The sequence below is a fragment of the Bradyrhizobium sp. USDA 4449 genome (assembly GCF_054056275.1).
Genome location: NZ_JBSRYD010000001.1, coordinates 2,985,573 through 3,007,178, shown reverse-complemented (window position 1 = coordinate 3,007,178; position 21,606 = coordinate 2,985,573). Strand labels below are relative to the sequence as shown.

Annotated in this window: 17 protein-coding genes and 2 pseudogenes; 9 read left to right on the top strand and 10 right to left on the bottom strand. The window is 64.7% G+C overall.

The window, feature by feature from the left end:
- Positions 1 to 90 precede the first annotated feature (90 nt).
- Positions 91 to 1,716, top strand: coding sequence for a DUF882 domain-containing protein (locus ACVIIW_RS14260; protein ID WP_456701331.1), 1,626 nt, complete (start codon positions 91 to 93; stop codon positions 1,714 to 1,716).
- 17 nt (positions 1,717 to 1,733) lie between these two features.
- Here ACVIIW_RS14260 and ACVIIW_RS14255 read toward each other — a convergent pair whose 3' ends face one another.
- The 3 genes from ACVIIW_RS14255 to ACVIIW_RS14245 form a co-directional block, all read right to left on the bottom strand.
- Entirely contained in the window at positions 1,734 to 2,159 is a 426-nt protein-coding gene (locus ACVIIW_RS14255; RefSeq protein WP_456701330.1) for a DUF1801 domain-containing protein, read from the bottom strand.
- 103 nt (positions 2,160 to 2,262) lie between these two features.
- The gene (locus ACVIIW_RS14250; protein ID WP_014492426.1) at positions 2,263 to 2,535 is read right to left on the bottom strand and encodes a DUF2312 domain-containing protein; all 273 of its coding nucleotides are present in this window, start codon (positions 2,533 to 2,535) and stop codon (positions 2,263 to 2,265) included.
- A gap of 196 nt (positions 2,536 to 2,731) precedes the next feature.
- Positions 2,732 to 3,037, bottom strand: a complete 306-nt coding sequence (locus tag ACVIIW_RS14245) for a DUF1244 domain-containing protein (protein WP_456701329.1) — start codon at positions 3,035 to 3,037, stop codon at positions 2,732 to 2,734.
- A 168-nt stretch (positions 3,038 to 3,205) separates the two neighbouring features.
- Between ACVIIW_RS14245 and ACVIIW_RS14240 the strand changes: the two genes are divergently transcribed.
- Together ACVIIW_RS14240 and pyk are read left to right on the top strand one after the other, a co-directional pair.
- Positions 3,206 to 3,802 carry a DUF1036 domain-containing protein gene (locus ACVIIW_RS14240; RefSeq protein ID WP_456701328.1) on the top strand — a complete coding sequence of 199 codons (597 nt, stop codon included), beginning with the start codon at positions 3,206 to 3,208 and terminating at the stop codon, positions 3,800 to 3,802.
- Positions 3,799 to 5,235, top strand: a complete 1,437-nt coding sequence (pyk, locus tag ACVIIW_RS14235) for a pyruvate kinase (protein ID WP_456701327.1) — start codon at positions 3,799 to 3,801, stop codon at positions 5,233 to 5,235. The genes ACVIIW_RS14240 and pyk overlap by 4 nt, the downstream gene beginning before the upstream one ends.
- 66 nt (positions 5,236 to 5,301) lie before the next feature.
- Here the strand turns inward: pyk and ACVIIW_RS14230 are convergent, their stop codons facing one another.
- Entirely contained in the window at positions 5,302 to 6,174 is an 873-nt protein-coding gene (locus ACVIIW_RS14230; RefSeq protein WP_456701326.1) for a VOC family protein, read from the bottom strand.
- A 179-nt stretch (positions 6,175 to 6,353) separates the two neighbouring features.
- On the opposite strand from ACVIIW_RS14230, the gene ACVIIW_RS14225 reads away from it, so the two are divergent.
- From ACVIIW_RS14225 to ACVIIW_RS14215, 3 genes and pseudogenes are all read left to right on the top strand, one after another.
- Positions 6,354 to 6,848 carry a hypothetical protein gene (locus tag ACVIIW_RS14225; RefSeq protein WP_456701325.1) on the top strand — a complete coding sequence of 165 codons (495 nt, stop codon included), beginning with the start codon at positions 6,354 to 6,356 and terminating at the stop codon, positions 6,846 to 6,848.
- A gap of 247 nt (positions 6,849 to 7,095) precedes the next feature.
- A pseudogene (locus ACVIIW_RS14220) lies at positions 7,096 to 9,343 on the top strand (TOMM precursor leader peptide-binding protein).
- A 92-nt stretch (positions 9,344 to 9,435) separates the two neighbouring features.
- On the top strand, positions 9,436 to 10,812 hold the full coding sequence (locus ACVIIW_RS14215) for a SagB family peptide dehydrogenase (protein WP_456705153.1): 1,377 nt from the start codon (positions 9,436 to 9,438) through the stop codon (positions 10,810 to 10,812).
- Positions 10,813 to 10,862: 50 nt separating this feature from the next.
- On the opposite strand, the gene ACVIIW_RS14210 is transcribed toward ACVIIW_RS14215, so the two are convergent.
- From ACVIIW_RS14210 to ACVIIW_RS14200, 3 genes are all read right to left on the bottom strand, one after another.
- The gene (locus ACVIIW_RS14210; protein WP_194479640.1) at positions 10,863 to 11,543 is read right to left on the bottom strand and encodes a helix-turn-helix domain-containing protein; all 681 of its coding nucleotides are present in this window, start codon (positions 11,541 to 11,543) and stop codon (positions 10,863 to 10,865) included.
- Between the two features lie 162 nt (positions 11,544 to 11,705).
- The gene (locus ACVIIW_RS14205; protein WP_456701324.1) at positions 11,706 to 13,061 is read right to left on the bottom strand and encodes a metallophosphoesterase family protein; all 1,356 of its coding nucleotides are present in this window, start codon (positions 13,059 to 13,061) and stop codon (positions 11,706 to 11,708) included.
- 184 nt (positions 13,062 to 13,245) lie between these two features.
- Positions 13,246 to 13,410 (bottom strand): Flp family type IVb pilin, encoded by a 165-nt coding sequence (locus tag ACVIIW_RS14200; protein WP_092227186.1) that lies wholly within the window; start codon positions 13,408 to 13,410, stop codon positions 13,246 to 13,248.
- Between the two features lie 353 nt (positions 13,411 to 13,763).
- Here ACVIIW_RS14200 and ACVIIW_RS14195 point away from each other — a divergent pair.
- The 3 genes and pseudogenes from ACVIIW_RS14195 to ACVIIW_RS14185 all read left to right on the top strand — a co-directional run bounded on the left by ACVIIW_RS14195 (position 13,764) and on the right by ACVIIW_RS14185 (position 17,640).
- Positions 13,764 to 15,279: pseudogene (locus ACVIIW_RS14195) on the top strand (hypothetical protein).
- Positions 15,280 to 15,290: 11 nt separating this feature from the next.
- Positions 15,291 to 17,096 (top strand): hypothetical protein, encoded by a 1,806-nt coding sequence (locus ACVIIW_RS14190; protein WP_456701323.1) that lies wholly within the window; start codon positions 15,291 to 15,293, stop codon positions 17,094 to 17,096.
- A gap of 220 nt (positions 17,097 to 17,316) precedes the next feature.
- Positions 17,317 to 17,640, top strand: coding sequence for a hypothetical protein (locus ACVIIW_RS14185; protein ID WP_456701322.1), 324 nt, complete (start codon positions 17,317 to 17,319; stop codon positions 17,638 to 17,640).
- Between the two features lie 229 nt (positions 17,641 to 17,869).
- Here the strand turns inward: ACVIIW_RS14185 and ACVIIW_RS14180 are convergent, their stop codons facing one another.
- The 3 genes from ACVIIW_RS14180 to tilS form a co-directional block, all read right to left on the bottom strand.
- Complete coding sequence (locus tag ACVIIW_RS14180) at positions 17,870 to 18,289, bottom strand: DUF3052 family protein (RefSeq protein ID WP_456701321.1); 420 nt, start codon at positions 18,287 to 18,289, stop codon at positions 17,870 to 17,872.
- Positions 18,290 to 18,301: 12 nt separating this feature from the next.
- Positions 18,302 to 20,227, bottom strand: coding sequence for an ATP-dependent zinc metalloprotease FtsH (gene ftsH, locus ACVIIW_RS14175; RefSeq protein ID WP_092227182.1), 1,926 nt, complete (start codon positions 20,225 to 20,227; stop codon positions 18,302 to 18,304).
- A 242-nt stretch (positions 20,228 to 20,469) separates the two neighbouring features.
- A complete protein-coding gene (gene tilS, locus ACVIIW_RS14170) occupies positions 20,470 to 21,567 on the bottom strand; it encodes a tRNA lysidine(34) synthetase TilS (protein WP_456701320.1) in 1,098 nt (365 codons plus the stop codon).
- Positions 21,568 to 21,606: the final 39 nt, after the last annotated feature.

Here is a 21,606-nt window from a genome sequence, read left to right as displayed (position 1 = left end):
ATTAACCTTCTCGCTTTAACAAAGCGTTCATCCTCTTTCGCGCGCTAACGGGGTTGGCGGGAGAGTTCATTTTGAACGCTCGTCGACTGGGTGGGCTCATACGTGCTGGCTGGTTTCGCACGCCAATTCGCTGCGTTGTCGTTGTCCCATGCGGGAGTGAAGGTCGGATCTCGGATCGGCCTCGCCTCGCTGCTGCTGCTCGCGGCTGCCGGTTCGGTTCACAACGCTGCCGCGTTGAACGAAACCAAGACGCTCTCCTTCCACCACACCCATTCCGGCGAAGACCTCACGGTCACCTTCAAGCGCGATGGCCGCTACGATGAAGCCGCGCTGAAGACGCTCAACCACTTCCTGCGCGACTGGCGCACCCAGGACGAGACGGTCATGGACCGTCACCTGTTCGACATTCTCTGGGAAGTCTATCGCGACGTCGACGGCAAGCAGCCGATCCAGATCATCTCCTCCTATCGCTCCCCCGCGACCAACGCGATGCTCCGCCGCCGTTCCGCCCATACCGGCGTGGCGCGCTTCAGCCAGCACATGCTGGGCCATGCGATGGACTTCTACATTCCCGGCGTGCCGCTGGAGCAGATCCGCTTCGCCGGCCTGCGCCTCCAGCGCGGCGGCGTCGGCTTCTACCCGACATCAGGCTCGCCCTTCGTGCATCTCGATACCGGCAACGTCAGGCACTGGCCGCGGATGACGCATGACCAGCTCGTCCGCGTCTTCCCGGACGGACGCACGGTCCATATCCCGAGCGACGGCACCCCGTTGAAGGGCTATGAGCTCGCCAAGGCGGACATCGAGCGCCGCGGCGGCGACGATGGCGCTGCGACCATCGGCAAGCCGAGCTTCTTCGCCGCCCTCTTCAGGGGAAAACAGGCCCCGGCGGCCAGCGCTGACGAGGACGACGAGGGCGCGCCCGCAATCACCGAGAAGCCGGCAGCACCGACCGGCGTCGCAGCCGCCACGAAGCCGGCCGATCCGGTGCCGACGCCCCGGGCCAAACCGCACATCGCCGCCGCGATCCAGCTCGCCTCGGCGGATGCCCAACTCGCCGCTCCGCCCAAGCCGAACCCCGAGCCGGTGGCTGACATGCCGGCAGGCAAGTTCGAGTCCCCTGCCGACATCATCAACGCCCGCGGCTTCTGGGATACCCCGCCCGCGCCGCAGCAGGCGACGCCGGCGCAGATCGCAGCCCTGAAGGCGCGCCAGGCGCTTGCCGCCGCCACTGATCCGCAGGCCACCGCGAGCGTCTCCAATGCCGCATACGAGGCGTTGGCGTTTGCACCGGCTTCCGCCTCGCCAGTCGACCGCGCTCGCGTCATCGCCGCCTCGGCGCCGATCCCGCGCGGCGCACGACCCCTGTCCGTAGCCCGCAACGCCGCGCCGGCCACCGAGATCAATAGCGTCGTCGGCAAGAGCACCGACGGCATGATCGCCACCGCAACCCGGCTCTCCGCAGCCAAGGGCGAGAGCATCTGGCTCAAGATCGTGATGCTGTCGCCCAGCGCCAGCCGCGCGATGTCGGTGACGCTGATGGGCGAGCTCGATATGGCGGCGATGCGCGCCTATTTCGTCAAGCCGCAAGCTGTCATCGCGATGGGCTTTACCGACGATCCCATGCAGGGCCTGTCGTGCGACAGTTTCTCCGGTAGCGCCACCACCAAGCTCCCGACGACTTCGTTCATGATGCGCACCGCCTCGCTGCGCTGAGGCGTGAGGCGGATCACCTACCGCACCTTACTGGCCCGCCGATCCAAATGATAGGTCAGCGCCAGGGACAGGCAGATCGATAGCTCCTGCTTCGGCAACTTGCCCGCAACGGGCAGCAACAGTGCCCTCGTCTGCCGAAATTCGAACTGACCGGGAAAGCGCTCGCGAAATGTGTCGACCAGCGTCGTCCTGCAATTGAAGAAAATGGCGGCGTGCTCGGAATCCTTCAGGCGGCCGAGCCGGATCGTCGAGCCGCTGCCGGACTCATCGGTCAGGTAAGCCGGCTCGCCCCATTTCAGCGTTTCGGTGAGTTGGCCGACTTCGTCATGCTTCGCCGCGGTCGCAAAGATCAAGTCGCGCACCTGAAGCAGCCGCTTGCTGATCGGCGCCGGAAGGGCGTCGAAGGCACGGTTGACCTCTCGCGGTAGCGGCGGCGCAGTCACTGGCGTCTCCGTTAACAAACGAAGTGCAACAAGCCCTGTTGCAACAGGGACAATGCTTTCGCTTCCCGGGGCTACGGCAGCAGTGAGTGAGGCGCAAAACGCCTCAGAGCATCCCCAGCGCCTGCATATAGGTCTCGAGAATGGTCTCGGCCTCGGCGCGTTCGTTAGGATCCTGCTTGCGCATACGCACGATCGTGCGCAATGCCTTGACGTCGTAGCCGTTGCCCTTGCTCTCGGCATAGACGTCGCGGATGTCGTCGGAGATGGCCTTCTTCTCTTCCTCCAGCCGCTCGATGCGCTCGATGATGGATTTGAGCTGGTCCTTGGCAAATTTCGTCGCGGGCTCATCGTCGCGGACGGCGGCGGAGGTGGCCATCTTGGTACTCCCAATGGAACTGGCAAAACGAGGTGACGCCGGCATCCTCACCGCGCGTGCTGGCTAGACCCTTAGGGTTCGGACCTGTCACGTTCAAGCAAGCATCGCGCTCGTCCACAGCGCGCCCACACCTTCCTGCGGGGGCGCAGAGAAAGCTGTTGTGTGGTGCGACTCAAGCCGCTTCTCGGACAGTCCCTCAATGATTGTGGGGATGGACCTTCTTCATCGCCTCAAGCTGCCCGGGCGTTGCCGTGCCCTGGTACTTCGACTTCCAGGTCTCGTAGGGCATGCCGTAGACGGCTTCCCGGCTCTCGTCCTTGCTCAGCACGACGCCTCGTGCGTCGGCGGCGTCCTTGAGCCAGTTGGACAGGCAGTTGCGGCAGAAGCCGGCCAGATTCATCAGATCGATGTTCTGGACGTCGGTTCGCGTCTTGAGATGGTCCACAAGGCGACGGAAAGCGGCCGCCTCGAGCTCAGTTCTGGTTTTGTCGTCGATTGCCATGGCTGGACCTCGCGGCTTGCCCTCGATGATGGTCACCCTTACGGGATCAGGTAGGGTCCTGTCACAGATTTTGCCATATCGCGGCGCAAACGGCCGGCTGAGCCATCGTAGGGCAGTTGCCCTGCCCCTACGCCAAATCGTCAATCATCTGGTATACGTTCCGCGACAATGATCGCCGAATCTCCTCGCCCCCTCCTTCGCCTGCTCGCCCGGTTGGTCCCGGTGCTGGTCGTTGCCTTGCTGTGCTTCTGGACCAGCCCGGCTTCGGCCGACTTCCGGCTCTGCAACAACACCTCAAGCCGGGTCGGTATCGCGCTCGGCTACAAGGACGCCGAGGGCTGGACCACCGAGGGCTGGTGGAACATCTCGTCCCGCGCGTGCGAGACCCTGCTCAGGGGGACGCTCGTCGCCCGGTACTACTACATCTACGGGATCGACTATGACCGCGGCGGCGAATGGTCGGGGCAGGCCTTCATGTGCTCGCGCGACAAGGAATTCACCATCCGCGGCACCGAGGACTGCCTGGCGCGCGGCTACGACCGGACCGGCTTTTTCGAGGTCGATACGGGCGAGCAGCGGGCCTGGACGGTTCAACTCACCGACGCCAACGAGCAGCCTGCGCAACCCCGCGTACCCGGCATGCCCGGCCCTGTCGGCCCTGGTGGCGGCGTGCCCGGTTTGCCCAATAGTCCGCCCGGTGGTACGCCCCCCGCCGCACCTGGGCTCCCGCCAGCCCCCTCGCCACCGTCTGGGAATAAGCCATGAGGCGTCTTCGCCGTATCAAGATTCTCGCAACCCTCGGACCTGCCTCTTCGGATCTCGCGATGATCCGCCGCCTGTTCGAGGCCGGCGCCGACGTGTTCCGCATCAATATGAGCCACACCCCGCATGACAAGATGCGGGAGCTGGTGGCGACGATCCGCAATGTCGAGAGCAGCTACGGCCGCCCGATCGGCATCCTGGTCGACCTCCAGGGCCCGAAGCTCCGGCTCGGTGCATTTGCTGAAGGCGCGGTCCAGCTCCAGAACGGGCAGACCTTCACGCTCGATTCCGACAAGACACCGGGCGACGCCACGCGCGTCAATCTTCCCCACCCGGAGATCCTGGCTGCGCTGCGGCCCGGCCACGCGCTGCTGCTCGACGACGGCAAGGTGCGCCTGATCGCCGAGGAGACCACGAAGGAGCACGCGGTGACCCGCGTCGTGGTCGGCGGCAAGATGAGTGACCGCAAGGGCGTCAGCCTTCCGGATACCGACCTGCCGGTCTCGGCGATGACCCCGAAGGACCGTGCCGACCTCGAGGCCGCGTTGGCTACCGGCGTCGACTGGATCGCGCTGTCCTTCGTGCAGCGCGCCGACGACGTGCTGGAGGCCAAGAAGATGATCCGCGGCCGCGCCGCGGTGATGGCCAAGATCGAGAAGCCGCAGGCAATCGACCGCCTTGCCGACATCATCGAGGCCTCCGACGCGCTGATGGTGGCGCGCGGCGACCTCGGCGTCGAGCTGCCGCTGGAGCGCGTGCCGAGCCTGCAGAAGCAGATGACGCGCATGGCGCGCCGCGCCGGCAAGCCGGTGGTGGTCGCAACCCAGATGCTGGAATCGATGATCCAGGCGCCGGTGCCGACCCGCGCCGAAGTCTCCGACGTCGCCACCGCCGTCTATGAGGGCGCCGACGCCATCATGCTGTCGGCGGAATCGGCGGCCGGCAAATTCCCGGTCGAGGCGGTCTCGACCATGAACCGCATCGGCGAGGAGGTCGAGCGCGACCCGACTTACCGGTCCGTGATCACCGCCCAGCGCCCCGCGCCGGAGTCAACGGCGGGCGACGCCATCGCCGACGCCGCGCGGCAGATCGCCGAGACACTCGACCTGCCGGCCCTGATCTGCTGGACCAGCTCCGGCTCGACCGCGACTCGCGTGGCGCGCGAGCGGCCGAAGCCGCCGGTCGTGGCGATCACGCCGAACATCACAGCCGGCCGCCGGCTCGCCGTCGTCTGGGGCGTGCATTGCGTGGTGGCCGAGGATGCGCGCGATCAGGACGACATGGTGAGCCGCGCCGGCCAGATCGCCTTCCGCGACGGCTTCGTCCGCGCCGGCCAGCGCGTGATCATCGTCGCCGGCGTGCCGCTCGGCATTCCCGGCACCACCAACATGGTGCGTATCGCTTCCGTCGGCCCCGAGGGCGACGCCAATATTTGAGGCGGCCGGCACCCGGCCGATCAAAATGCGAAAACAACCCCATGCACCGTAGCCCGCCGGTGCGACCTAGCGCTTCGGCTTGTGGATCACCATCCGGCCCTGTGAAGCAATGCCGCCCCATTCGGCGGACCAGCTGACTTCCAAGGGGGAGGATGATCCCTCGACGCCCCCGCGATCCCACCCGCCTTGCAGCGCAAACAGGGCGCCTTGGGGGTCGACGCATCGCACGATCCAGCCGCCATCGGGCAACGCGATGGGATGCTGAAGTACCCGGCCTCCGCCATCATGGACCCGCCGGGCCGCCGCGCCGATGTCCTCGACATTGAAATAATGAAGCCAACACGCCTGCGGTACGCTCGGCAGCTTGGTGAGCATGCCGCCGATCGTCTCCCCGGCCACCGAAAACAATTCGTACACGCTTGCCGGGTCCGCTTCAGCGGAGGCCTGCTGCCAGCCGAGAAGCTTGCCGTAAAACGGGAAGACCTTGCTTCGATCTTCGGCCAGCAACTCGTGCCAGCCTACGCGCCCGGGCTGTTCCAACGCGCTATGTTGCGATTGGCGATATGTCAGCCCGGTGACCAGCGCGAACGTCGCTCCTTGCGGATCGGCGACCACCGCGATACGGCCGATATTGCTGTCGGTCGCCGAGACCAGAATCGCGCCCCCGAGCCGGCGGATTTGTGCGACACGCGCATCCATGTCGTCGACCGCGACGTAGCCGAGCCATCTCGGCGTTGCTCCCATGCGCACCCCTTCTTCGGGGAGATCCATGAGGCCCACGGTCGGAGTGCCGCCTGCAGTCAGCAGCGTGTAGGCCAGTTCAGGGCTCGAGGCATCTTTCTCCGCCCAGCCGACCACGCCGGCGTAAAAAGCAGATGCCGACCGCATATCCGTCGTCAGAAGCTCATACCAAACGAAGCATCCGAGTTGATCGACCACGCTAGTGTTCCCGTTCGGAGGGACGGACGCTTGCGCACTGCATCATGCGTCACCGCCCACTGGCATCGACAGGAATTTGCAGCAATGCCATTCATGAAGATGAATGCAATCTGAACGAGCCTCGTTCCGTTTCGTGTTCACGTCAATCTTGCCCGCTCTGATTGCTCGGCGTACGATCATTGCAGAAGATCGTTCTTCGGATCATGGAGGATGCGGCCATGCAACGAACGAAGCAAGCTTCGAAAAACAAGCGAATGACCAAAGCCGCAGTACCGGCGCTCGGATTCGCCGGACTGACTTTTTCGATGGCCGGAAGCGCGATGGCATCCGCGGTGCCGGCGGACGAGCCGCAACAACGATTGAATTTTACGCCCGGCCAGTTCAGTGCGCTCAGCGAGGAAGAACTCGCCGACGTCAATCTCGCGACCTTCCATCTTGCCTATGACGAAAAAACCGTCAGCGGCGTGCTGCTTGCGCGCGGATGCGGTGGTTGTCGCGGCTGCGGAGGCTGCAGAGGATGTGGCGGCTGCCGAGGCTGTGCAGGTTGCCGAGCCTGTCGCTGCGGCGTCGGTTGCGGCGGCTGTGGCGGCTGCGGTGTTGGCTGGATCGGCGTCCCGTTGCCAGTAGCCTGCACGGGGTGCTGCGCCTCCTGGGGCCGTTGCCGCTGGTGCTAGGCTTGAGCATCTGACTCGACGTCGACATGGCGCAATTGCGTTGGCCGGGCTCGCACGCGACCCGGCCAATTTGCTGTCCCGGCCTCCGCGTTCGCTTCGCCTCCCTGCTCGGCTTGCCGACGGCGAACGAGTGTGTTCCAACTCATATCAAGCAATCCGGTAGTGCTCGACACAAGTCGGGCCAGCAAGGCGTTCGTCGTACACCAACGCTCGCAAATGGCGCAAACAGGATCAGCGTGCGACCCCGATGACTGTCAAGCGAAAGAGCCGCACCGCCAAGCCGACCCGCAAGAACGTTCTGCGTTTCGCGCCAAACTTCACGGCCTACCTGCTGCCCCCCAATGTGGTCTGTCTCTATTCTGAGAACCGCAAGTTCTTCCTGCACGGTGATCTCTATTGCGCCGTGGCGAACGTAATCGGGAAGAACGGCACGACTGCGCCGGAGATCGTCCGCCAGCTCTCGAAGAGTTTTTCCGTCCCCGAGATCGAGGAAGCGATCCGGCGGCTGCTCGAGCGCCGCTACGTCATCAGCGGAGCACCGCACGCCTACGCAGGCGCCGTTGATGGTTATTGGGCGAGCCTCGGCCTGCCTCCGGAGGTCGCCGAAGAGAACCTGCGAAATTGGCCTGTGCGCGTCGAATCGATCGATGTCAAAGGCGCGCGTGAACTGAGCGCGGCATTGGACAAGCTCGGGGTTCACATCGCCAAGCGGGCGCCCAGGCTCGTCGTCACACTGGTGAACGACTACCTCGAACCGCGACTCGCCGAACGAAACGGGGAGCGCGTCACCGCCGGGACGCCCTGGCTGCTGGTCCAGCCCTCCGGCGTCTTTCCATTGGTGGGGCCGGTGTTCAAGCCGGGCGAGAGCGCGTGCTGGACCTGCCTGCACGATCGCATGATCCGCAATCGCGAGATCAAGGGATTTCTCGACCGCAGGGCGGCGCGAGCGCTTGCAATATCACCACTGGTCAGCGACGCCGTCGGCGAGACCGCGATCCACTTCGCTGCTGTTGAGATCGCGAAGGCAATTGCCTCCGGATTTCGTACTGATCTGAGCGATCACATCGCAAGCTTCGACATGACCGGGGCTGCCATCGCCAAGCACTACGTCGCGAAGCGCCCGCAGTGCTCGACGTGCGGCAGCAAGAAGCTCCGGAATCCGCGGCGTGCAGCGGTGCCGATCGAGCTTGCCGAGGGCAGAAAGCTCATCATGACCAGCGGCGGGTACCGCACCGTGACGTCTCGAGCGACCGTGGCGCGGTTTCGCAAACACGTCAGCCCGCTGACCGGCGTGGTGTCGCGGCTCGAGCGGATCGAGGCGGATCTACCGATGAACACCAATTTTTTTTGCGCACCACAATTTCTCTGCGCCGGCCTGGAACGTCGATCAGCTCAGGTCCGGCCTGAGCGGCGGCAGCTTCGGCAAGGGCTCCACGGCCGAGCAGGGCGAGGCCAGTGCGCTGATGGAGGCGATCGAGCGCTATTCGGGCATCTTCCAGGGCGACGAGATCAGGACGACGCGCCGCTTTGCCGATTTTGCTACCGGTGACGCTCTTCTTCCCAACGACATCCAGTTCTTCAGCAACACGCAGTTTCAAAACAGGCACGTCCCTCAGCCGGACGATTCACATCCGGTTCCCGAACCGTTCGATCCCGCGACCAAGACCGAGTGGTCGCCGGTCTGGTCGCTACGCGACAAGCGTTTCAAATATCTTCCGACCGGCCTGCTGTATTTCTTCTATGGCGGCTTCCACACGGATTCCAACGGATGCGCGGCCGGCAATACCCGCGAGGAGGCCATCGTTCAAGGCTTCCTCGAACTGGTCGAGCGCGATGCCTACGCGATCTGGTGGTACAACCGCGTTCGACGTGCGGAAGTCAATCTCACACAATTCGAAGATTCCTACGTTCGCGATCTGCAGCGCCAGTTTGCCGACGCGGGGCGCCGGCTCTGGGTGCTGGACATCACCAGTGATCTCGGCATTCCTTCCTATGTTGCGATCATGCACTGGATACAAAACGGGCACGAGAACATCGAGTTTGGCTCAGGCTCGCATTTCGATCGCCGCATAGCCCTGCTGCGTTCTCTCACCGAGCTGACCCAGTTCATGTCGATTGGCATGATGGGCGGCGGCAGCGGCGAGAAGCCGTCCCTGGACGGTGTCACGCCGCTGCGACTGGACGATTATCCTTTCCTGACTCCCAGCGAAAATCCGGTCGTCCCGCCGGCGCCTGACATCAAGCTTCACGACAATACGCGTGACCAGGTCAATGCCTGCGTCGACACCGCAGTCCGAGCCGGATACGATTTTCTCGTGCTCGACCAGACGCGGCCCGACGTCGAGGTTCCCGTCGTGAGAGTGCTCGTCCCGGGCTTGCGGCATTTCTATCGCCGCTTCGGGCCCGGCCGGCTTTACGATGTGCCGGTGAAGCTTGGGCTGCTGGAGCGCCCGCGCCTGGAAAGCGAACTGACGCCGTTCCTGCCGCACACTTGAAGGCTGCTTGCGTGCGCATTCCCCGGAAAAAACCGCCCAGGAAAGTCATACCCATCATCGCCGCCCGGCTGAACGGCCGTTTCTCCCTTCACATGCAGGCCGACGGAAGCATTGCCGCGGTGTCCGGCAATTATTCGCTCAACCTCGGACAATTCAGCATCGCCGCGATCGAGCGCGCAGGCCCCCTCGCCACTGGCTTTCCGCTCGCCTCCCTTGCCGGCAAGAGTGTCCTCACGAAGCAGGTTGATGCTCTTGTGCGGCGATTGGCGCGTCACGGGCTGCTAGACTATCGCCTGTTCTCGTCCAGTAATGCGCAGGACGTGGTTGTCATCGAGCCACAGGTCGCCGAATACTGGCCGGAGCCCACAAAGCTATCGAACGACGACACCCTGGCGTTGTCGCGCTTCGCCTATCTGAGACGGCGCGGCAACGAAATGGTACTGGAATCGCCGCGCGCTGGCGCGCTGTTCCGGATTTGCGATCCCGCCGTCGCCGCCACGCTGGCGACCCTGTCGCAGCCACAAAAGATCAGCAGGCTTCGCAGGCAATGGGCTTCCCTGAACCTCCACTTGCTCGGGTTGCTGCTCGACAGCGGGATGCTGATCAAGCTCGATGCGACAAACGGAGGCGGCCATCGAGCGAACGAAGGCGACCGCGATCTGGCTCTCTGGGATTTCCACGATCTTGTGTTCCACACGCGGAGCACGGAGGGCCGGCATACCAATCCGCTCGGTGGCACATACCCGCATGCGGGGGCTGTTCCGCCACTGCCCGCCGTGCGTCCGCCCTGGCCAGGCAAAAGGATCGCCCTCGGCAAATTCGCCTCGCCGGAACTGGCGTCCCCCTTCGCGAAACTGCTACGCGCGCGCCGTTCAGTACGGGATTTCGACGATCAGCATCCGGTCACGCGCGACGAGCTCTCGCGGTTTCTCGACACCACGGCCCACGTGCTGTCGGAATGGAAGAGCGGCGCAGATGTCGAGGGTATCCCGGAGGTCACGTACACCTCGAGGCCGTATCCGGCCGCAGGCAGTGCGTATGAGCTGGAGTTGTATCTGGCGGTCTCAAACTGCGAAGGTCTGGCACGCGGATTTTACCACTACGACGCGGGAGGCCACGCGCTCGTCGCGCTCGACGCTTCCGCCGAGCAACTCCGGGCGCTTGTGACGGCGGCCGAATTTTCCATGGACGCATCCGCGCCGCCGCAGATCCTGATCACGATCGCCGCACGGTTCGGCAGGGTTTCCTGGAAATACAGCTCGATCGCCTATTCGCTGATCCTGAAGGATGTCGGCTGCATGATCCAGACGTTCTACCTGGCGGCGGCCGACATGGGCCTTGGTGGCTGCGCCATCGGCACCAGCAATATTGAACTGTTTGCAAGAATGACGGGACTCGAATTCCACATCGAGAGCCCGGTTGGCCAGTTCGCGCTTGGACGGAGCGCGAAGCGGCCAATCCCGACCTAGAGCCTTTTGATCTATCGGCTCAGCCCACAGCCGTGATCGCAGCGGCGTTTTCAGGCCCCAACCAGCGCTTTGGTCGTCGGCAGCAGCGTCTGCTGCACCACCAGACCCCTGGCGCGGGCGTCCATGACGCCGACGGCGCGCAGCGCCAGCAGCGTCACGGTCTGGACCGCGTCGCGCATCTTGGCGGGATCCTCGAGATTGTCGGGCGCCAGCGGCCCGACCAGCGCTTCGTGCAGGGCGCCGAGCAGAGCGGTCGCGGCAAGCGACGTGTCCTGGGCGGGCAGATGGCCGGCCCGGACCGCCGCATCGATCCGGGCGGCGATCTCCCCGGCGATCTCGCGGCGGCTGGCCAGCCTGGAGGCACTCACGTCCACATCGACGGGTTCAGCCAGAATTCCCCAGGCCAACCGGCGCTGCGATAGCGTGTGGACCGCCACGGTGGTCACGGCCGCCGCCAGCGCAGAGGACGGCCCTGGCGCGGCATCGGCCGCGCGCCGGATCGCCGCCAGTTCGTCACGGGAGACCTCGGAAATCAGTTCGGAGATCAGCTCGGCCTTGGAGGGGAAGTAGCGATAGACGGTTCCGGCGGCCACATTGGCCCTGATAGCTACCGGCGCGATCTGCACCGCCGCCATGCCACCTTCGGCTGCGGCTTCCCTTGCCGCCGCCAGGATGGCGCTGCGCCGAGCCGCAAGGCGCTTAACCACTTGATGCGTCCGCCTATAAACCATGGCGCGCTTCCCATCCCACACGCCTGCCGCACGCCGCGGCCGAGCGCTTCGTCACTGCAATCAAGCAAATCGTCCCTGAAGGACTGAACAACTATTCAGGAGGGATGACAAGAAGCAAATGCATCGGCGTGCATTGCGTCATCGAGGTCGCTGGCGGAGGCGCTACATCAGCGCAATCTGGACACTGAGCGCCGCACCTCTGAAGGGACGATCTTCAGGGCCACCTTGTCCGTGACCGATCCCCCAGCGCTCGGGCCACGACAGACCTTCGACCCCGCGCGCCGTCGCCGCGTTGAAAGACGACCACCTGGCATCGTCGTGGTGACGATACAAGAGACCGCCCGGCCCCATGTCCGGATAGATCCTGACGTGGATATCAAACGGCGCACCCACGGCAAGGTCGGGGCCGAGCCAATACGCCGGACTGCGCCCTGGATCGCGACCGACAATCACGGTCAGGGTTTGCGCAGGCCCGCGAAGTCCAAGCCAGATGGGTGCAATCGCGCCGGGCCCGAAAGCCGTGAAGATCGTCTGCGCCGATGCGGCATCGATCGTCGCGCTCTGCCCGGTCAGTCTCAGCTCGATGCCGGCTCCGCTCCGGACAGGTCCGCTGAACAGCGCCTCGGCTTCGCCGGACGGCAGCGCCGCCCACCGGTTCGGATCAGGATCGGGTATCGGCCATTCCAGCCTTTCTCTGACCGCACCATTGGTATCGAGCACCTGATAGCGCAGGCCGCGCGTATCGAGCGCGGCCTGCACACAATGGAGATATTCGACATCCTCGGGCATTCGGTGTGCCGTTCCGGCACCCGCAGTGCAGATCTGCAGGACGCCACGATGCGCCTGCACATCGAAGGCCAGGATGTGGCTGCACAGATAGGCCAGCACGTTTTCGTTCACGAGGATATCCCAGAACGGCCGCGCGTATTCGTGGCCGATCTCGCGTTGATATGCGCCGGAAAAGCCGTTGACGGGAAACACCGGGTGATGACCGATGACGAGCTTGTGCCTGATATCGCCGTGCTGCTTCAGCGTCGTCTCGAGCCATTCGATTTCGACATGTCCCTCGCCGCCGAGGCCGCTCCACAGCGTGTTGACGAACACCATCAGAAGGTCGCCGCGCTGCACGAAGTAGGAGAGACCTGATTGCCCTGACGGTCCGTTGTCGGGCAGATCGAGAACGCTGCGAAACACGGTTTCGCTCATCACATCGTAGGTCGTGTGATTGCCGGATGTGTGCCACATGGGAATGGCGACACGGTCGAGCCATGCCATTTCCGTATCCAGCCAATATCGCCACTGCGCGCGAAGAGCGTCCGCATCCGGCGTCAGGCCGATGATTTCATCGCCCGGAAAGACGATGAACTCAGGCTGCGGTCGCAGGCGTTGGACGACGGCGTTGACCGCGGCGAAGGTCTTTTCGTGCAATGCGCCAGGCACGCCCGAGCAGGAGTCACCATACAGCAGAAACTGGTGGCCCTCGCCGCGCGGCAACAGCGCGGAGATGGAATCTTTCACCGATCAGCGACCTTCCATTGCAAACGTCCGATGGAAGAATGGCAATTTCCGGAAGCGGGAGCAACGCGCAAAAATCGATCGAAGCCGCAACTCCCGCAGATGCGTTCTCTGCCGAGATGCACGCCCCAAACAAGAAGAGCCCCATCCGAGGACAGGGCTCTTTGAACTCCGAGATCGTCTCAGCTTACTTGAGGCTGGACGAGATCGAGCCGAACTTGGTGTTCAGCGAGGTGCCGAGCTGGTTGACGACGGTGATGATCGCGAGAGCGATACCAGCGGCGATCAGGCCGTATTCGATGGCGGTAGCGCCGGATTCGTCCTTCACGAAACGCGAAACGAGGTTCTTCATAGACTGCTCCAAAGGATTCACGTGGCTTCAACTGGTCCGGTCTTGTCGGCTTCCCAGCGCCGCCCGACCATGGAACCGAACGTAGAGGCAAAGACTTGCACCGCAGTTAATTCGACTGCGCAAACATGGAACGGATTGCATGTATTCGTCGATGGTAAACCGAAATCTAAAACAACCGGTTAAATTGCGCGGACACACGGAAGGGTCCCGTCCGGACGCATTTGCTTGACGCGCACCGGTATCCCCTTCGCTCGCAAACGCTTCGGGTAGCCCAGCTGATTTACTGGAAGTTATGACCGCCGTGGTCCAATGCCGCCCGCGCGATCAACCCGATAAGAACACCACGAGGCGGCATGTCTCTTTCCTTCACCAACAGCATCGCAGTGCAGAGCCGCGCTCGCGCGCTGGTGCCGCTGTGTGTCGGCGCAGGCGCCTATCTGTTCTTCCTTTATATCGGCGACACGCTGCTTCAGGATTCCGACTCGTTCTGGCAGATCAAGATCGGTCAGTGGATTCTCGACCATCACGCCCTGCCCTATACCGACATCTATTCGTTCACACGGTTTGGCGAGCCCTGGATCTCGACGTCGTGGCTGTCGCAAATCCTGTTCTCGATCTCCTACACGCAATGGGATTGGGCGGGGCCGGTGATCCTCACCGCGCTCGGGATCGCCGCATCCGCAGCGATCCTGGTTCATCTGCTCGATGCGCATCTCGAGATCCCGCGCTCGGTCCTGTTTGCGATGCTCGCGGTGCTGCTGTCGCTGCATCACATCCTGGCGCGGCCGCATATCCTGGCACTGCCGGTGATGATCGCCTGGGTCGGCGTGCTGATGAATGCGGCCGACCGCAAGGCCACGCCGTCCTGGGTCTGGCTGCCGCTGATGTCGCTGTGGGCGAATTTGCATGGCGGCTTCGTGCTCGGCCTCGCGCTGATCGGCCCGATCGCGCTGGAGGCGATCTGGACGCTGGATTCCGGCAAGCAGATCCGGCTGCTCGCGCGCTGGTTCCTGTTCGGTGTCGCCGCCACGGCGGCTGCCTGCGTCACTCCCTATGGCTGGCGCACGCTGCTGGGCGCGACCAACATCCTCAATCTCGGCGAGCTGCTGTCCGTCATCTCGGAATGGATGCCGGCGAATTTCGCCTCGTTCTCCGCGTTCGAGGCCGCGATCCTCGGACTGATCGCACTCGGCCTGTTTCGCGGCCTCACGCTGTCGCCGCCACGCATTCTGCTGATCGTGCTCTTCACCTGGATGGGGCTCACGCATGTCAGGAGCATCGAGGCCTTTGCCTTCCTGGTGCCGCTGGCGCTGGCCAAGCCTCTCGGCGAAAGACCGCCGCTGCCGCAAACGGACGCACAAGGTCGTGAGAAGGCCGCCGAGAGCTGGGCGGCGCGCTACGTCACGATCACTGCCGCGCTGATGATCGCGGCTGCGGCCTGGACCTCGACCTCGATCTACATGTCGCATCACCGGTTCACCTTCACGATGGACCAGACGCCCGTCGCTGCCGTCGACCTGCTCCAGCAACGCAAGGCGCAGCGCATCTTCAACGCCTACCAGTTCGGCGGCTATCTGATCTCGCGCGACATCCCCGTGTTCATCGACGGCCGCGCCGAGCTCTATGGCGAGACCTTCGTGATGGATTTCTTCAAGGGGGTCGAGGTCAAGAAGCTCGACAATCTGACGCGGCTGCTCGATGAGTACAAGATCGACGCCACGCTGATGGTGGCCGACAGCCCGGCCGCCCAGGTGCTCGATCACATCAAGGGCTGGAAGCGGGCTCTATGGCGACAACATCGCCGTGATCCATGTGCGTGATGGCGCAACGGGCGCGGGCAACACGCCCGTGCCGACCCAATCGAACTGAGACGCCCGACAATGCCGCCGCTCGCCCCATCGACCGTGCAACGATCGACCGCGGAGCCGAAGCCTGCGATCGTGCTCGCGATAATCTGGGCGGCAATCGTGGCTGTGCTCGCACTTCCGGCGATCAAAACCGGCGTGTTCGACACGCTGTCGACCGACGACGCCATGCGTCTGGTCGAAGTGCGCGATCTTCTCTCCGGCCAGGGCTGGTTCGACCTGACTCAATACCGGCTCGACCCGCCCGGAATCGCCATGCACTGGTCCCGCATCGTCGATGCGCCCCTGGCCATTCTGATCCTCTTGTTCCGCGCGCTCCTCGGCCAGCATCATGCCGAAGCACTCACGCTGGTGCTGTGGCCGTCGCTGTTGCTGGGGGCCGCGCTATGGCTCGCGGCGAGGATCGCAAGTCAGGCAAGCGCTCCGGCGGACAAGCCGCGGGCGCAGCTCGCGGCGATTCTGCTTGCGGCGCTGTCGATCCCTGCCCTCATCCACTTCCGCGCCGGCGCGATCGACCATCACAATCTGCAGATCGTGCTGCTGCTCGGCTTCGTGCTCCACATCTGCGACCTGGAATACCGTGCAGCCAAGGCGGCTTTGGCAGGATTCCTCGCAGCGCTTTCGCTATCGGTCGGATTGGAAATGCTCCCTGCCATCGCTGTGGCGAGCGCGGCCGTCGTGGCACTCCTGGTGTGGAAAGGCGCGGAAGCCCTGCGCCCAGCCTGCGCCTTCGGTGCAGGCCTTGCCGGGTCGTCGCTGCTGCTGGCGCTGCTTCTGCTCCCGATGAACAGTCTCCTCACGCCGGTCTGCGATGCCTTCGGCGGACCCATCCTGCTCCTGGCCGCAGGGGGCGGCATCGCGCTGCTTGTGATCGCCGGTGCTAGCCGGCTGCGCGAGGGCTTGTGGGTGCGGTTGACGGCGAGCGCTCTCGCCGGTGCTCTCCTGCTCGGCGCATTCTTCAGGTCATACCCGAGCTGCGTTGCATCGCCCTATGCGCAGGTTGACCCCCTGCTCGTCAGCTTCTGGCTTGGCCGCGTCATCGAGACCATGCCGATGACGGAATTGGCCCAGCTGCAGCCGCAAAAGCTGCTCGGCTATTACGCTTTTCCATTGCTGACGCTCGGCCTGTGTGTGGCTGCCATGATTGGCTGCACGCCGCAAACGCGCTTTCGCTGGATCGTCTCGACCATCACGCTCGCAACGCTGTTCGGCGAGAGCCTGTGGGAATTGCGCGGCGCCGCTGCCGCGAACATCGTGGCGGCCCCGCTATGCGTCGCGGGAATCACCCGGCTTCGCACCAAGGTCGTGGCCGGTTGGCGGCTGGTACGTGCGGCGGTACTGGTGTCGCCCGCCACACTCGGCGGCATGGGTTTTGCGGTCTGGCCGGCACTCGCTGCCGGCACGGGCGGACAAAAGATCGCGATGCCAGATCCCGCCGAATCCTGCCAGACCATCTCAAGCGCCGCACCGCTCGCCTTCCTGCCGGCCGGGCGGGTGATGGCGCCGATCGATTCGGGTCCTGCGATCCTGGCCGCGACGGAACATTCCGTCTTCGCTGCTCCCTACCACCGCAACAATGACGGCAACCTCGTCATGGTCCACACCATGACGGAAACACCGGAAGCCGCGCGCGACATGTTCCGCGCACGGCAGGTCGACTACATCCTGACGTGCAACGGCTCCATCGATCAGGAGGATCTTGTCCGCATCGCGCCGGAGGGCCTCGCCGCGCATCTCGGCCGCGGCGAAGCTCCGGACTATCTGGAGGCGGTGCGGGCCGTGTCGAAACCCGGCTGGACTGTTTGGCGCGTGCGCCGGTAAGAGCTCGTCCGGGCCTTCCGCACATGCTCGACGATGACCCCACCGGCCCAGCGACAAGGGAGGCCGCAGCCCGGATGGAGCGTAGCGCAATCCGGGGCCTTCTCTAAAGTAGCGATCCCGGATTACGCTGACGCTCCATCCGGGCTACGTCAGCTTCGTGCCTGACGCGGCTCAATGCAGTCAGATCGGGCTATGCAAATGGCCTGAAGCAAACCGTGTCATGAAAAATCCGGACGCCATTGCCGTCATCGTCTCAGCGCTCCGCCAGGTCCATGGCGACGACATCGCGCGCATGATGCTGGTCGAAGGCATGAGCCTCGCCAATCTGATCGATGCGATGTTTTCGGCGCCGCTGACGCACCGGGAGGCGGTTCGAGCGATCACCGATGGGCTCGATGATTTCATCATCACGCCGGACCTCGGGCTGATCTGGCACCTGAAATATGTCTACGGAGACCACTCCCTGCACGTCGTAGACCTGGAGATCGCCACGCCCGACGGTACGCTGGCGAGCAACGACGTCTGGCTTCGGCTGGCGTCGTGAATGCGGAGCCGGCGCTGAATGGCTCCTGTTCGTGTCCGGGGGACGAGCGCTCAGTCTGAGGCGCAACTTCATCCACGTCGTCATTGCTTCGCTGCGCTCGCAATGACGCAGTGTGGAGCGATGACGTGCCTTCCTGATACGCCGCGAGGCGTGCCCGCCACCTGTCGCGATGGGCGAGAGATCGTGGGCACGGCGCAAGGGCGCCTGTGCCCACCCGACAGGACCGGAGCTATTTGGCGGCTTTCGCGCGATCCTTCAGGGGGATCACGAGCTTGAGGCCGGACCAGACATCGTTGACCGCGCAGATCTTGATATCGACGAGGCCGTTCGCGAGCGCGGTCTCGCGCACCAGGGCTTCGGTCACGTCAGTCGGGACGCCCGATGCCTGCTTCGGCCACGATGCCCAGATCATCCCGTCGGGCGCGATCGCCTTGCGGGAGCTGCGCAGTTTTGCGGCGAGGCCTTTGGCTTCGGCTGCGAAGAGATGCACCATGTCGAGCGGAGGCCTGATCGCCTTCGCGATGGTCACACCGTCAGGCAATTCACCGACGACGTCGCGATAGGGCGTGGCGAGGCCGTCCACGAAAATGCAAAAGCCCGGCTTGACGCCGAGCTTTTGCACAATGGGTTTGCCGGAATATCCGGCCATGGCAGGCGAGATTTACGCCTGCGGCTGCGGCTCCAGGCCGGGATCCGGATCGGGCCGCGGGCGCGGCGACTTGCCGGCCGGGGGCACCGCGGAGGCGCGCGGCGTGGTCGGCTCGAGCACCGACTCGCGGTTCGGCTTCTTGCCCTTGAGGAGATCGACGATCTCATCTCCCGTCAGCGTCTCGAACTCGAGCAGGCCCTTGGCCAGGGTCTCGAGGTCGGCATGCTTCTCGGTGAGAATGCGGGTCGCCTCCTTGTAGCCTTCCTCGACCAGGCGCTTGATCTCGGAGTCGATCTTCTGGACCGTTGCTTCGGAGGCGTTCTGCGTCCGCGACACCGACATGCCCAGGAACACCTCGTCCTGGTTCTCGCCGTAGGACACGGTGCCGAGTTCTTCCGACAGGCCCCAGCGCGTCACCATCATGCGGGCCAGGCGCGTGGCCTGCTCGATGTCGGAGGCGGCACCCGAGGTGACCTTCTCGCGGCCGAAGATCAGCTCTTCGGCGACACGGCCGCCCATCATGATGGCGAGGCGCGAGGTCATCTGTTCCAGCGACATCGACAGCTTGTCGCGTTCGGGCAGCTGCATGACCATGCCGAGCGCACGACCGCGCGGAATGATGGTCGCCTTGTGGATCGGATCGGTCGCGGGCACGTTGAGGCCGACGATGGCGTGGCCACCCTCGTGATAGGCCGTCAGCAGCTTCTCTTCCTCGGTCATGACGAGCGACTTGCGCTCGGCCCCCATCATCACCTTGTCCTTGGCCTCTTCGAACTCGGCCTGGGTGACCATGCGCTTGTTGCGACGCGCAGCGGTCAGGGCAGCTTCGTTGACGAGGTTCATCAAATCGGCGCCGGAGAAGCCCGGCGTACCGCGCGCGATGGTCTTGAGGTTGATATCGGGCGCCAGCGGCACCTTGCGGACGTGGACCTTGAGGATCTGCTCGCGGCCGACGACGTCGGGGTTCGGCACCACGACCTGACGGTCGAAGCGGCCCGGACGCAGCAGCGCGGGATCGAGCACGTCGGGACGGTTGGTCGCGGCGATCAGGATCACGCCCTCGTTCGCCTCGAAGCCGTCCATCTCGACCAGCAGCTGGTTCAGCGTCTGCTCGCGCTCGTCATTGCCGCCGCCGAGACCGGCGCCGCGATGACGTCCGACCGCATCGATTTCGTCGATGAAGATGATGCAGGGCGCGTTCTTCTTGGCCTGCTCGAACATGTCACGCACGCGAGAGGCGCCGACGCCCACGAACATCTCGACGAAGTCCGAACCCGAGATGGTGAAGAACGGCACGTTGGCTTCGCCCGCCACCGCACGCGCGATCAGGGTCTTGCCGGTGCCGGGAGGGCCGACCAGCAGCACGCCGCGCGGAATGCGGCCGCCGAGGCGCTGGAATTTGCCGGGGTCACGCAGGAATTCGACGATCTCCTGCAGGTCCTGCTTGGCTTCGTCGACGCCGGCGACGTCCTCGAAGGTGACGCGGCCATGCGCTTCGGTCAGCATCTTCGCGCGCGACTTGCCGAAGCCCATCGCCTTGCCGGCGCCGCCCTGCATCTGCCGCGACAGGAAGATCCAGACGCCGATCAGCGCGATGAACGGGAGCCAGGAGACCAGCAGCGAGACGAACCACGGCACGTTGTCGCCGGGCGGCTTGGCGGTGATCTGGACCTTGCTGTCATAGAGGCGCTTCACCAGCGTCGGGTCGTTCGGCGCATAGGTCTGGAAGCTCTGGCCGGTGGTGAAGGTGCCGTGGATTTCAGGCCCCTGGATCACGACGTCGCGGACACGGCCCTGGTCAACTTCGCTGAGGAGCTGCGAGAAGGCGATGTCCTGCGAGGAGGCCCGCTGACCCGGATTCTGGAAGAGCGTGAACAACGCCAACAGCAGCAAAACAATGATGACCCAGAGGGCGAAATTGCGCAGATTGGCGTTCATCGATCTTCCTTCGTGGTCGCGCGGATCGCGGCCTCATCCTTGGGCAAGCTAGAGAAAATCCCCAAGGAATCCTCTCGGTTAGATGGATACAATCTAGGTGCCACCCGGGTCGCTGCCAAGGGAACGAGATGGGACTATTTATCCCATCTTAGAGCGATTCCCGCTGAAATAATGGCGTCAAAGCCGGGCTTTTTCCTGCCTGGTTAAGGTGTCCTGACGGCATCCGGGGCAAACGGCCGGTGTCATGGTCCGCCCCTCGCCGCCTTGCCGTCCCCTTTCGACCGCCGGGCCGGCGCAGGCGCGATGTGGATACGCCCGCCCGCTAGGCTGATCAAGGCGCCCGCCAAGGTCTGCTTCAGAATCGGACGGCCATTTGCGGGGGCGCGGGCGGCCGTCGCGACCGCCTGGCCGTGGACGGCCTGGTCGAGCGCCGCCAGAAGGGTTTCGACCTTGCCGAGTTCCGCGGGCCCTTCATTCCCGAGCGCATCGATGGCCCGCAGCAACAGCCGCAGCCGGACTTCCTCCGGCAGGGCTGCAAAGGCCGCGGCCTCAAAGCTGCGAACGCCCCGATGCGGCGCACCGCCGCGATCCCGCAAGGCGAGGAAGCGCTCGGCGCCGTCGGTCAGCAGCTCGACCGCCGCATTGGCGCGGGCAAGCCGCGCCGACAGCCGCACCAGCGTGCGGGCATCGCCGCCCTCGGCGGCAAGCTGCGGCAACAGCGCCCGCAATCGCGGTCGTGTGAAGGTGGCATCGCGGTTGGTGGGATCGTCGGCGAAACCGATCCCGGCCCGTTTCAGGGTCGCGATGAGCTGCGATTTCGAGACATCGAGCAGCGGACGCGCGAGCACGATGCCGTCGCGCGCGGTCAGGCGCGCCATCGCCGACAGCCCGGCGATGCCGCTGCCGCGGACGAGCCGCATCAGCAGGGTCTCGGCCTGGTCGTCGCGGGTATGGGCGGTCAGCACATGGCTCGCGCCGGCTGAGTGCGCGGCCTTCGCGAGCAGCCGGTAGCGGGCCTCACGCGCGGCGGCGGGCAATCCCGTCTTTGGCTTGGCGCCGCGCCAATGCAGAGTCCGGTGCGCAAGGCCAAGCTCGGCGGCCAGCCGTTTGACCTCACGCGCCTCACGCGCGGCCTCGCTCCGCAGGCCGTGATCGACGGTGACGACCGTGAGCTCAGGTCCGCGCGTAAAACTGCGCCGCCAGCGCGCCGCGAGCCACATCAGCGCGACCGAATCGGGGCCGCCAGACACCGCCAGCACCAGCGCCGGCGCAGCTTCCAGCCCGGCGAAGAGCTGCTTCGCCGCGCGCGCCGAAATCGGTGAATCGTCGTCGTCTGACATGACGCTGCAATCGTCCGCGGATGGGTCGACTGTTTAGCG